Raw genomic sequence first — 12,195 nt, forward strand, 5'->3', positions numbered from 1 at the left:
ATTACATTCCTGATGTCAGCGTAATGAACAGCGGTAATGACAAAATACAGAGAATAGAGCTGAGCAGCAGCACAGCCTCTGCATCCGGCGACTGCACGCCAAAGCGGTTGCCAAACACCACCCCGAAGAAACCGGCGGAGAGCGCAATCATCAGAATGGCGGTAATGGCCACCGGACCGCTGAGACCCAATGCCAGCACCAGACCCCAGGCGATAAAGGGCTGAATCAGCAGTTTAGTTACCGTGCCGACGCCCACCACCGCGTTGAGTTTCAGTTTGCGTGCCGACAGGATGACACCGGTCAGGAAGAGTGCAGCGGCGGTGGCAGCCAGACCCAGCGGTTTGATGGCGGCCAGCACCAGATCAGGCATTTTAACGCCCAGCGCTGATAACACCACGCCAATCAACGGTCCCAGTACGATCGGTTTTTTCACAGAACGCCACATCAGAATTGGCAGCATGGTCAGGGTTGAACCGTGTTCGGTGCCATCGGCAAACGCTTTTTCACGTTCCAGAATCAGCAGGCAAAGCGGTGTAAGCAGCACTGAACCACAGGCGATGGAGACCGCTACCGAGAGCGAAGTGGCACCATTTTCACCCAGCACGCTGGCCAGAATGGGCAGGCCCAGCGCGGCGTAATTTGGCAGCGCCACCGTCAGTGTCAGCACAGCCGCATCCTGCGGTGACTTTTTGAAAACTTTTGTAGCCGCGAAATAGACAGCTCCATAGGTAATCCACATTGCGCCGGTAATAACCACAATCAGCGGCCATTGCGCCACGATGCCCGGCCAGGGCGTTTGTACCGTGGCACTGAACAGCGCGGCGGGCAGCGCAAAATCCATGACGAAAATATTCAGCAGAGAGACGTCTTTGTTGTTGACCATTCCGGCCTTACCGGCCCAGAAACCCAGCAGCATGATGACAAAAATCGGAGCAAGGGCATGAACAATTATATAAATCATAAATCACCTGTATTTAAGAAAGAATTTTCTGTTAACAGCGATGTTTATAATTCTGAACACGGCCACTGCCCCGGGGCGCACTTAGCAATGCGCCCCGTCAGACCGGTTTCGGCAGGTTTATTTTTTTATTTAATTACCAGGTTGCGCGCATCCGCTCGCGAACCAGGGAGGAGCTGTGGCGATTGGATGCGCCCAGCCGGTTTTTCAGGCTCGGATCCTGACGCGCATCGCTAATGGCTTTCTGCAACGCGATCTCGACCATCGCCACATCGGCGTCAGAAGGCGCATCGGGATTGGCCACGTTCAGCAGATCGGAGAGCAGACCCAGCGTGGCGAAGTTATTCACGTCATAGGCCATCGGCGGAATGGTCGCCGCCAGTTTCTCCAGCGCCTCCACCGAACGCAGCGTGATACGCGCGGCGGACTCTTTACCCATCGCGTGCACCAGCACACCCTGATCGTTGAGCGCAATCAGGCGGTTGGCCTGATAACCGTGCGCCAGGAAGGCACCAGACATCGCTTTGCCAACAATCAGCCCAATCACCGGATGACCCGCAAGGCGTGCTTTGGCATAAGCGCCCGCAGCCCCGGCCAGCGCCTGATGAATACCGAACGCCTCTTCGCGACGGCCATATGCCTGACTCGGCACGTCGATCACCGCCACAATCGGGCGTTTCACGTCGCTGTTCTTGTCCTCTTCCAGCGTTTCATTCACCACTTTCGCCAGCGTCCAGCCTTCCAGCAGACCGACTTCGCCCCTCGCGGCACGCGGATAGTGGTTTTGTGCATCGGGCACCACGGCGATAAAGCGCACGCTTTCGCCATTAAGTTCACCGTCCGCCACCTGGACAGAGGCGCACAGGCCGCTGAGGCGCTGCGCATCAGGTGCAAGTTTTTCCAGCCAGATTGCACCGCGGCTGTTTGTCTGGGTCATTATTTATCCTCCCGGGCGAAAAGCTGTTTAATCTGCGCCGTGTCCGCCTGCTGACGGGTGTCGAACTGCGTCAGACGTGGCAGGAAATCGGCATATTTATCGCTGCGGTTCTGCGCCGGAACGCCTTTAGCGATGAAGTCATTCATCGCACTCTTAACCGCATTGACGCCATCACCGACCAGCGCATCGACCAGGCCGCTGGCGTAGCGGATTTCACCGCCGGTCATGCTCCAGATAAACGGCCGATCGCGCGAGTCATACTCTTCAATGCCCGCTTCCTGCTCAATCACCTGCGGACCGTTCAGCCCCAGGCGCGCTTCACGCGTCACAATCAGGTAGCTGCACAGCGCAGCGGCGATGGACATCCCGCCAAAGCAGCCGACGGTACCGGCAATAATGCCGATAACCGGGGTATAGCGGCGCAGATCGACAATCGCGGCATGAATATCGGCAATCGCCGCCAGCCCCAGATTGGCTTCCTGTAAACGCACGCCGCCGGTTTCCAGGCAGAGCACCGCCTGAGTGGGTATTCCATTGCGGTTGTCTTCGGCTGCCAGTTCCAGCGCCGCCGCCATTTTGGCACCGGAGACTTCGCCCATGCTGCCACCCTGGAAGGTGCCTTCAATGGCGATAACGACCGCAGGCTGACCGTTCAGCGTGCCGCGAGCCACCACCATGCCGTCATCTGACTGCGGCACCACACCCTGCGGGGCCAGCCACGGCGACATGATGCCTTCGAAAGGATCCAGCAGTTCGCGATAGCTGCCGTCGTCCAGCAGTGCACGGGCGCGCTCACGGGCGCGTAATTCAATAAAACTGGCATCGTTACGCATGGCTCACCTCCTCAAATACCTGTTCAATACGGATACGCGCCACGCCGGGTGTCGCGCCGAAATCGTGAATAATCAGCTTTCCGGCAGGCAGACCGTTGGTTAAATTCAGGCGGTCAAACAGCGCCTTCCAGCGGGCGTCGCTGTTATCCAGTGAGGTGGTGATATCAATGCTAAGCGTTTGTCCTTCAGTTGCGGTGTACAGCACTTCCATATCACCGGAACCAACGACCCCTGCCAGAGCTTTACCGCTGAGTGAGCGGTTAGCAGGTAAAGATAATGTGATGTGTTCCATAATGGCCTCTAGAAATAAGAATGTTCAGGTGAACAGACCCGATCAATAAACAGCGTCGCGGCCAGCAAATCGGCGGCCCCGCCAGGCGAAGCGTTTAGCGACAGCATGCGCTGGTCGAGCTGCGCCAGCGCCTTCTGACCGCCTGCTGTGCGACAGCCGCCAGACAGCAGCACGGCGCGTGCTCCCTGCTGCATCGCTTTCAGTCCGGTCATACCGGCCCGTGACAGCACGCAGGTATCGCTGAGCGAGGTCATGATCGCCATCAGCGCATCAAGGCGGGCTTCGCTTTCACTGGCACCCGTTGCACGACTTGTCAGCAGCTGCGGCAGCGCCAGCTTCATCACGTGAGGAAACGCCTGTTGCGCCTCTTCGCGTGCGCCGGGCACCTGATAGCGATGCGTCGCTTTTAACCCTTTGCTGAACAGTTTTGGCGCGGCGCGGTCGGGCAGGCTGGCCAGCGCGGCTGCGGTGCGGGTCAGCTGGTCGCCACTGGCCGCGCCACCGTGCATGGCTGCAGCACTGACCAGCAGTCCCAGCGCCCAGATCGCACCCCGATGGGTGTTGACGCCGCCGGTTGCCGCCATCATCTGCTGTTCACCGTCACGGCCCAGCCGACCCACCGTTTCACGCAGGGCAATATCAGCAGGACGCAGCCAGCTGTGACGGGCCAGCGCCAGAAAGGTCGGCACAAGGCTGTGAGCGGAACGCTCCATCAGCGCCAGCGTCAGGTCCTGATGCGCGCCGTTTCCCCGACTGTCTACCAGACCCGGCTTGGGGCTTAGCCGCGCTTCATCGGTCAGACAATCGCGCGCAATCGTCGCCAGCTGGCTGGCCTGCGCCTCGGTTTGAGTCTGCGACAGAAGTTTCATTACCAGCTCCGGAATTTTGCCGGTGGGTTATAAAGACCACCCGACCATTCCACCAGGTCAGAGACGCTGCTGGCGGCGAGCAGTGAGCGGGTCGCATCTGAACGACGAATGCCCATATCTTCCGGATAGACCACTTTGCCGCTTTTACGCAGGGCCGCCACGCGCGCCGCATCGACGCCAAGGCCGATATCGGTGATGCCGGCTACCGCAGCGACCATCGCACGGCGCTCTTCAAGGCTTTCCGCGCGATAGAGATAGGCAATACCCTCTTCGGTCAGCACATGGGTGACGTCATCGCCATAGATCATCACCGGTGCCAGCGGCATACCGGTCGATTTCGCCACTTCAACGGCATCAAGCGTTTCAACAAAGGTCGGTTTGGCACCGGCCTGGAAGGTTTCCACCATCTGAACCACCAGTTTTTTACCGCGCTGCATCGGGTCCGGTTCGGTGATCATATTGAGCCATGCAGGCGTGGCATGGCGTCGGCCGTGCGGATCGTGGCCCATGTTAGGCGCACCGCCGAACCCGGAAAGGCGACCGCGGGTCACGGTTGAGGAGTTTGCCAGGCCATCGACCTGCAGGGTGGCACCGATAAACATATCCACCGCATACTGACCTGCCAGCTGACAGAAGGCGCGGTTAGAGCGCATAGAGCCGTCGCTGCCGGTGAAGAAGATATCGGGACGGGCGCGAATGTACTCTTCCATGCCCAGCTCGCCACCGAAGCAGTGCACGCTTTCAACCCAGCCGCTCTCAATCGCCGGGATCAGCGTCGGATGCGGGTTAAGGGTCCAGTGCTTACAGATTTTGCCTTTCAGGCCGAGTTGTTCGCCGTAGGTGGGTAACAGCAGTTCGATCGCGGCGGTGTTAAAACCGATACCGTGGTTAAGTGACTGCACCTGATGTTCGGCGTAAATGCCTTTAATCGCCATCATCGCCATCAGGATATGTTCCTGCTTAATCAGGCGCGGATCGCGGGTAAACAGCGGTTCGATAAAGAAAGGTTTATCGGCTACGACGATGTAATCGATCCAGGAGCCGGGAATATCGACGCGGGGCAGGTCGGTCTCGTCATCGACCAGCTCATTTACCTGGGCAATCACGATACCGTCACGGAACGCGGCGGCTTCCACCAGGGCAGGCGTATCTTCAGTACTCGGGCCGGTGTAAAGGTTGCCTTTGCGGTCAGCTTTATAACCGGCAATCAGCGCGACGTTTGGACTCAGATCGACATAAAGGCGGGAATAGAGTTCGATATAGGTGTGGATTGCGCCTATTTCCAGCTGACCATCTTCTAACAACTGAGAAATACGCAGACTTTGCGGACCGGAAAAAGAGAAGTCGAGTTTACGCGCAATGCCTTTTTCGAAAATATCCAGATGCTCACTGCGACCCACGCTCGGCATAATCATATGCAGGTCGTGTACTATCGCCGGATTAACCTCAGCCAGGGTACGTGATAAAAAATCGGCCTGCTTCTGGTTATTCCCTTCCAGTACCACCCGGTCGCCCGGTGCAATCAGTTTTTCAAATGCTTCTACAGCTCTTTCAGTAGGAATGACTTTGCCATCAACAGGGAAGGATGCCAGACGACGCGCTTTTTCACTGCGGCGTGTGTTCCATTCCCGGGCAGGCGTTTGGCCTGTGTTCATTTCAACCTCCTGATTAAAATAACGGTTGTTTCGTTTTTACTGAGGAAAGTTTGTGCTTTCTGATGACGTCGTTCAATTAAGCAAAAAGCCTGAACGTTATATTTACAGTAACAATAGGATGTGAACGTTTTGATATGCGAAGCAGAAAGAGTTGAGTTTAGGCGCTGACCAAAAATGTGATCGCATAAACGGATTTCTGTATAAAAAATGGTTTGAGCCTGGCATTTTTAATAAAAAGTTCGTCGTACAAAAATAAACTCTGCTACACGCTGAAAAGCGCAACCTGTTGGATCAGCACCCGGATTCACCGACCCGCTATCGCAGACATAAAAAAAGCAGGCCGAAGCCTGCTTTCTGATTCTTTAGTTAGTTACTGTCCGTTTATGATGCCAGCGACAGGGCGGGTTTAGCTTTCGCTGCCAGCCACTCGGTGACTCGCGCCTGCTGCTCTTTGGTCAGCCACATGCCCTGTTTGGTACGACGCCAGATAGCATCATCCAGCTCACGAACCCACTCATGCTGCACCAGGTAGCGTAATTCTGCTTCGTAAAACTCGTGACCGAAGTTCTCGCCCAGATCGTCCAGGCTTTTCGCGCCAGCCAGCAGGGTTTCAGTGCTGCTGCCGTAGGTGCGCGAGAAGTGGCGCGCCATATTTTCACTGATAAACGGATAGCGACGACGCAGGCTGGCCGCATAATCTTCACGGGTGCCGGAGATATTTCCGCCTGGCAACACGCAGTTCTTCGTCCATGCCGGGCCCGCGTTCGGGTAGTACTTCGCCAGTTTCTCCAGCGCATGTTCTGCCAGCTTACGGTAGGTGGTCAGCTTGCCGCCAAACACCGACAGCAGCGGAGCCTGACCATTATCGTCGCGCACATCCAGGGTGTAATCACGGGTTATCGCCTGTGGCGAATCGGATTCGTCATCACACAGCGGACGGACACCGGAATAGGACCAGACGATATCGTCAGCGGTCAGCTGCTTTTTAAAGTGTCCGTTGAACACTTTCAGCAGATAGTCGGTCTCGCTGTCATCAATATTGACGTTTTTCGGATCGCCTTTGTACTCGACGTCGGTGGTACCGATGATAGAGAACTCATCCATCCACGGGATGACAAACACGATGCGGTTATCTTCGTTCTGCAGAATGTAAGCCTGCTTTTCGGTATGGACGCGTGGCACCACGATGTGGCTGCCCTTGATCAGGCGAATACCGTAAGGCGATTTCAGCTTCAGGCTGTCGTCGAACAGCTGTTTGACCCACGGGCCGGCAGCATTGACCAGGCCTTTCGCCTGCCAGGTAAAGGTTTTACCGCTGTCGACATCTTCCGCTTCGACCTTCCACAGGCCGCCTTCACGCCAGGCACGGGTCACGCGGGTGCGGGTACGGACTTCGCCGCCACGCTTCACGACTTCCTGTGCGTTCAGTACCACCATGCGGGCATCATCGACCCAGCAGTCAGAATATTCGAATCCGCGCGTAATTTCCGGCTTCAGGGCCGAATCCGCGCCAAATCGCAAACTTTTACTGCCTGGCAGACTGGTACGCTTGCCAAGATGGTCATACATAAACAGGCCGGTACGGATCATCCACGCCGGACGCAGATGCGGACGATGCGGCAGACGGAAGCGCATCGGGAACGCCAGATGCGGAGCCATTTTCAGCAGCACTTCACGCTCGGCCAGTGCTTCACTGACCAGACGGAATTCGTAATGTTCAAGGTAGCGCAAGCCGCCGTGAATCAGTTTTGAACTGGCAGAGGAGGTCGCGCAAGCCAGATCCCGCGCCTCCAGCATTAACACCGACAGTCCGCGTCCTGCAGCGTCTGCTGCAATGCCGGCACCGTTGATGCCGCCGCCGATCACGATCAGGTCTTTGGTTTCCACGTCATCTCCTCCGATGTTCGGAATAGTTCACTAATGTTCGTTTTCGAGCATAATCATAATCGCAAACCAACATTGACGCCAGCTTTTAACCAGGTAAAAACATTTTTGCGTGATATAGCTAACATTCTGCCCACCAAAAAAACCGATAGCCGTAACGATTGTCAGGTTATCGGCGTGGATTCTCGGGTTACACTACGCGCTATTGTGACGCTGTTATGAGAGATCCCATGGAAACGTTCGAATGTATTGATGTGCAGCAGGCGCAGGCGCGTCTGGCGCAGGGTGCGCTGCTGGTAGATATCCGCGATCCGCAAAGTTATGCCCTGGGTCATGCGGCGGGTGCGTTGCATCTGACCAACAGCAACCTCAGCGATTTTGTCACTGGTGCCGATCACAGCCTGCCGGTGCTGGTGATGTGCTATCACGGCAACAGCAGCAAAAGCGCGGCACAATATCTGCTGGGACAGGGCTTCAGCGCGGCGTACAGCATTGATGGCGGCTTTGATGCCTGGCGTGCTGCCTTTCCTCAGCAGGTTGCCCTCGGCAGCGAATAGATTGCCGCTCGTCACATGGAGAGTTACTGATGCGCATTACTCAATTTAATCAGCCCCGCATGGCGCAGGCCTTTGTTGACTACATGGCGACGCGGGGCATCACGCTGCGTATTGAGCATGAAAATCACTACGTCATCATGCTGGATGATGAGAGCAAGATTTCACTGGTCGAAAACGAACTTCAGCAGTTTTTGCACGACCCTAACCATCCGCGTTATCAGGCCGCCAGCTGGCACAGCGGAAAAACTGACAGTGGCCTGCGCTATGAGCGCAGCAATATCTGGGCGAATATCCGTGAGCGTGCCGGTCCGCTGACCATGACGCTGATGGTGCTCTGTATCGCGATATTTATTCTGATGCAGGTCATGGGCGATCGCACCGTGATGGCCTGGCTCTCCTGGCCGGATGCCGATCAGCATCTTCAGGTCTGGCGCTGGTTCAGCCATGCGCTGCTGCACTTTTCACTGCTGCACATTCTGTTTAATCTGATGTGGTGGTGGTATCTGGGCGGCGCGGTTGAGAAGCGACTTGGCAGCGGCAAACTCTTTGTCATCCTGCTGATTTCGGCTCTGCTCAGCGGCTGGCTGCAGGCGAAGTTCAGCGGCATCTGGTTTGGTGGCCTGTCGGGCGTGGTCTATGCCCTGATGGGTTACTGCTGGCTGCGCGGGGAGCGCGATCCCGACAGCGGCGTCTATCTTGAACGGGGATTGATCGGTTTTGCGCTGGTCTGGCTGGTGATTGGCTGGTTTGGCGTCTTTGGTCTGGCTATTGCCAACGCGGCGCACGTCGCCGGTCTGGTGGTCGGACTGGCGATGGCGCTGGTGGATACGCGTAAAGTCACGCGTCGTTAGACAGGATTATGCGGGTTAACAGGAGAGGAACGTGAAGCAGACGCAACGTCATGACGCGATTATCGATTTAGTCCGTCGTCAGGGATATGTCAGTACTGAGGAGCTGGTGGATCATTTTGAGGTCAGCCCGCAAACCATTCGTCGCGATCTCAACGATCTGGCCGATCAGAACAAAATTCAGCGTCACCACGGCGGCGCGGCGCTTCCCTCCAGCTCTGAGAATACCGCCTGGCACGACCGTAAAATGATGTGGTCAGCGGAAAAAGCGCGGATTGCCCAGCGCGTGGCCAGCCAGATCCCGGATGGTGCCACGCTGTTTATCGATATCGGCACCACGCCGGAAGCGGTGGCGCATGCGCTGCTCAACCACAGCGATTTGCGCGTGGTCACCAATAACCTTAACGTCGCCATGCTGCTGATGGATAAACCCGATTTCCGGGTCATTATCGCGGGCGGTGAAGTGCGGACCCGTGATGGCGCGGTAATGGGTGAAGCGACGCTCGACTTCATTTCTCAGTTCCGGCTCGACTACGGCATTCTGGGGATCAGCGGCATCGATATGGATGGTTCGCTGCTGGAGTTTGACTATCACGAAGTCCGCACCAAGCGTGCCATCATTGAAAATTCACGCTGCGTGATGCTGGTGGTGGATCACTCGAAGTTTGGCCGTAACGCCATGGTCAACCTCGGCAACATGAGTCTGCTTGACTACCTCTACACCGACAAAACGCCGCCTGCCAGCGTAATGAAGGTGATTGAGCAGCATGAGGTTCACCTCGAACTCTGCTGATTCCTGCCACGCCAGCCTCCCGGCTGGCGTTTTTATTTGATTGCTGTCGCTTTTTTCCTCACTCCCGTCTTTACTTAACGGTTGCTGGCACCCGGTTGCCAGCCCGTGCGCTTTCTATTTTTGCTTCACCTCATTGCGTAACAGAAGGGAGTGATATGCCGCAGCAAAAATTTAATAAAGCCCGTTTTAATGCCACCTTTACCCGCCAGTGGCAACAGTTAAGTCTCCGTTCCGCCCAGCAGATGACCCCGCACCAGGCGTGGCAGGCGGTCAGCGCGGCGCTGGCGGAGCTACTGGACGCACAACCGGCACCGCGTCCGGCTGTGCAGCAGCGTCACGTTAATTACCTCTCGATGGAGTTTCTGATTGGCCGTCTGACCGGCAACAACCTGCTCAATCTCGGCTGGTATAACGACGTCAAAGCGGCGCTGGCTGAGCACGAGTTCGATTTAACGGAACTGCTGGAGCAGGAGGTCGATCCGGCGCTGGGTAACGGCGGGCTGGGACGACTGGCCGCCTGCTACATGGATTCGATGGCAACGGTGGGGCAGTCCGCCACCGGCCACGGACTGAACTACCAGTATGGCCTGTTCCGCCAGTCTTTCGATGATGGTCAGCAGATTGAAGCGCCCGATGACTGGCAGCGTGAGCGCTATCCCTGGTTCCGCCACAACGCGGCGCTGGATGTGGAAGTCGCGATGGGGGGCCGGGTAGAAAAGCAGGAAAACGGCAGTGTACGCTGGCTGCCTGATTTTACGCTGCGCGGTGAGGCCTGGGATTTGCCGGTGACCGGCTACCGCAACGGCGTGACGCTGCCGCTGCGTCTGTGGCAGGCAGTGAGTGCGCATCCTTTTGATCTCACGGCGTTTAACGACGGCAATTTTCTGCAGGCGGAGCAGCCGGGCATCGAGGCGGCAAAACTGACCAAAGTGCTCTATCCCAATGACAACCATCAGGCCGGTAAGCGGCTGCGCCTGATGCAGCAATATTTCCAGTGCGCCTGTGCGGTGGCGGATATCCTGCGTCGTCACCATCTGGCGGGACGCAGCATTCACAGCCTGCCTGACTTCGAAGTGATTCAGCTCAACGATACACATCCCACCATCGCCATCCCGGAGATGCTGCGCGTGCTGCTGGATGAGCATCAGCTGAGCTGGGATGAGGCGTGGCAGATCACCAGCCGGTTGTTTGCCTACACCAACCACACGCTGATGCCGGAGGCGCTGGAGCGCTGGGATGAGAAGCTGATGCGCAGTCTGCTGCCGCGCCATATGCTGATCATCAAAGAGATCAACCAGCGGCTGAAAAAGCAGGTGAAGCAGCGCTGGCCGGATGACAAAGCGATGTGGCACAAGCTGGCGGTGGTCGCTGACGGTCAGGTGCGGATGGCGAATCTCTGCGTCGTCAGCGGGTTTGCGGTCAACGGCGTGGCGGCGCTGCACTCAAGCCTGGTGGTCAGCGATCTTTTCCCGGAATATCACCAGCTCTGGCCGCAGAAATTCCACAACGTCACCAACGGCATCACGCCGCGCCGCTGGCTGAAGCAGTGTAATCCGGCGCTGGCCGGGCTGATTGATGAGACGCTGAAAACCGAGTGGGCCAATAACCTTGAGGCGTTAAGCGGTCTGGAGGCGTATGCCGACGATCAGGCGTTTCGTCAGCGCTATCGCAGCATCAAACAGCAGAACAAAGCGCAGCTTACGGAGTATATCGCCCGCCACACGGGGATTATCGTGAACCCCGCCGCGCTGTTCGATGTGCAGATCAAACGGCTGCATGAGTACAAGCGCCAGCACCTCAGCCTGCTGCATATCCTCTACTGCTATCAGAAAATCTGTCATAACCCGGAGGATGTCACCTTTACGCCACGGGTGTTCCTGTTCGGGGCCAAAGCCGCGCCGGGTTATTACCTCGCCAAAAATATCATTTACGCCATTAACAAGGTGGCGGAGGTGGTGAACAACGATCCACGGGTCGGTGACCGACTCAAAGTGGTGTTCATCCCGGACTACCGCATCACCGTGGCCGAACTGATGATCCCGGCGGCCGATCTCTCAGAGCAGATCTCCACCGCCGGATATGAAGCCTCCGGCACCGGCAACATGAAGCTGGCATTGAACGGTGCGCTGACGATTGGCACGCTGGATGGCGCCAATGTCGAGATTGCCGAACAGGTGGGTGAGGAGAATATCTTTATCTTCGGTCACACCGTGGATGAGGTCAAAGCGCTCAAGGCGAAAGGCTATAACCCGAAAAAGGTGCGTAAGCAGAACAAGCCGCTGGACGATCTACTGAAATCGCTGGAGAAGGGCAAATTCAGCAACGGGGATAAACATGCGTTTGACCTGATGCTGGAGAGCCTGACGAAACATGGCGATCCCTGGCTGGTGCTGGCCGACTTCCAGGCTTACATCGAGGCGCAGCAACGGGTGGAAGCCCTGTGGCGCGACCCGGAAGGCTGGACCCGCGCCGCCATCCTCAATACGGCACGAACCGGCATGTTCAGTTCGGACCGGTCGATTCGTGACTATCAGCAACGTATCTGGCAGGCACCGCGCTAAGGAGCAGC

At 57.0% G+C, this 12,195-nt stretch carries 11 protein-coding genes; 4 read left to right on the top strand and 7 right to left on the bottom strand.

Annotated features, from left to right (window positions below; translation table 11 throughout):
• Nucleotide 1: 1 nt before the first annotated feature.
• The 7 genes from ACX8ZY_RS01660 to glpD form a co-directional block, all read right to left on the bottom strand.
• Nucleotides 2–961, bottom strand: a complete 960-nt coding sequence (locus ACX8ZY_RS01660; RefSeq protein ID WP_010253228.1) for an AEC family transporter — start codon at nucleotides 959–961, stop codon at nucleotides 2–4.
• A 133-nt stretch (nucleotides 962–1,094) separates the two neighbouring features.
• The gene (mdcE, locus tag ACX8ZY_RS01665; protein WP_033768059.1) at nucleotides 1,095–1,895 is read right to left on the bottom strand and encodes a biotin-independent malonate decarboxylase subunit gamma; all 801 of its coding nucleotides are present in this window, start codon (nucleotides 1,893–1,895) and stop codon (nucleotides 1,095–1,097) included.
• Complete coding sequence (locus ACX8ZY_RS01670; RefSeq protein ID WP_249655021.1) at nucleotides 1,895–2,728, bottom strand: biotin-independent malonate decarboxylase subunit beta; 834 nt, start codon at nucleotides 2,726–2,728, stop codon at nucleotides 1,895–1,897. The genes mdcE and ACX8ZY_RS01670 overlap by 1 nt, the downstream gene beginning before the upstream one ends.
• Nucleotides 2,721–3,020, bottom strand: a complete 300-nt coding sequence (mdcC, locus tag ACX8ZY_RS01675) for a malonate decarboxylase acyl carrier protein (RefSeq protein WP_010253220.1) — start codon at nucleotides 3,018–3,020, stop codon at nucleotides 2,721–2,723. Before mdcC ends, ACX8ZY_RS01670 begins: the two co-directional genes overlap by 8 nt.
• A gap of 8 nt (nucleotides 3,021–3,028) precedes the next feature.
• Nucleotides 3,029–3,889, bottom strand: coding sequence for a triphosphoribosyl-dephospho-CoA synthase (locus tag ACX8ZY_RS01680; protein ID WP_421665186.1), 861 nt, complete (start codon nucleotides 3,887–3,889; stop codon nucleotides 3,029–3,031).
• Entirely contained in the window at nucleotides 3,889–5,544 is a 1,656-nt protein-coding gene (gene mdcA / locus ACX8ZY_RS01685; protein WP_010253213.1) for a malonate decarboxylase subunit alpha, read from the bottom strand. Before mdcA ends, ACX8ZY_RS01680 begins: the two co-directional genes overlap by 1 nt.
• Before the next feature lie 381 nt (nucleotides 5,545–5,925).
• Entirely contained in the window at nucleotides 5,926–7,431 is a 1,506-nt protein-coding gene (gene glpD / locus ACX8ZY_RS01690) for a glycerol-3-phosphate dehydrogenase (protein WP_010671548.1), read from the bottom strand.
• A gap of 227 nt (nucleotides 7,432–7,658) precedes the next feature.
• Here glpD and glpE point away from each other — a divergent pair, with 227 nt between their 5' ends.
• From glpE to malP, 4 genes are all read left to right on the top strand, one after another.
• Complete coding sequence (glpE, locus tag ACX8ZY_RS01695; RefSeq protein WP_052270778.1) at nucleotides 7,659–7,985, top strand: thiosulfate sulfurtransferase GlpE; 327 nt, start codon at nucleotides 7,659–7,661, stop codon at nucleotides 7,983–7,985.
• 29 nt (nucleotides 7,986–8,014) lie between these two features.
• Nucleotides 8,015–8,836, top strand: a complete 822-nt coding sequence (gene glpG / locus ACX8ZY_RS01700; protein WP_010671549.1) for a rhomboid family intramembrane serine protease GlpG — start codon at nucleotides 8,015–8,017, stop codon at nucleotides 8,834–8,836.
• Nucleotides 8,837–8,867: 31 nt separating this feature from the next.
• Complete coding sequence (locus tag ACX8ZY_RS01705) at nucleotides 8,868–9,626, top strand: DeoR/GlpR family transcriptional regulator (protein WP_010253201.1); 759 nt, start codon at nucleotides 8,868–8,870, stop codon at nucleotides 9,624–9,626.
• Nucleotides 9,627–9,781: 155 nt separating this feature from the next.
• Nucleotides 9,782–12,187: a maltodextrin phosphorylase gene (malP, locus tag ACX8ZY_RS01710; RefSeq protein WP_158131325.1), complete on the top strand. Its 2,406-nt coding sequence runs from the start codon at nucleotides 9,782–9,784 to the stop codon at nucleotides 12,185–12,187.
• Nucleotides 12,188–12,195: the final 8 nt, after the last annotated feature.

The organism is Pantoea sp. XAF26B01_ASV70 (assembly GCF_054512635.1).

Bases quoted from the DNA above. Each gene is read 5' to 3' on its own strand.
- glpE (WP_052270778.1), top strand. From the start codon at position 7,659: ATGGAAACGTTCGAATGTATTGATGTGCAGCAGGCGCAGGCGCGTCTG.
- ACX8ZY_RS01660 (WP_010253228.1), bottom strand. From the start codon at position 961: ATGATTTATATAATTGTTCATGCCCTTGCTCCGATTTTTGTCATCATG.
- ACX8ZY_RS01670 (WP_249655021.1), bottom strand. From the start codon at position 2,728: ATGCGTAACGATGCCAGTTTTATTGAATTACGCGCCCGTGAGCGCGCC.
- mdcE (WP_033768059.1), bottom strand. From the start codon at position 1,895: ATGACCCAGACAAACAGCCGCGGTGCAATCTGGCTGGAAAAACTTGCA.
- malP (WP_158131325.1), top strand. From the start codon at position 9,782: ATGCCGCAGCAAAAATTTAATAAAGCCCGTTTTAATGCCACCTTTACC.
- ACX8ZY_RS01680 (WP_421665186.1), bottom strand. From the start codon at position 3,889: ATGAAACTTCTGTCGCAGACTCAAACCGAGGCGCAGGCCAGCCAGCTG.
- glpG (WP_010671549.1), top strand. From the start codon at position 8,015: ATGCGCATTACTCAATTTAATCAGCCCCGCATGGCGCAGGCCTTTGTT.
- mdcC (WP_010253220.1), bottom strand. From the start codon at position 3,020: ATGGAACACATCACATTATCTTTACCTGCTAACCGCTCACTCAGCGGT.
- mdcA (WP_010253213.1), bottom strand. From the start codon at position 5,544: ATGAACACAGGCCAAACGCCTGCCCGGGAATGGAACACACGCCGCAGT.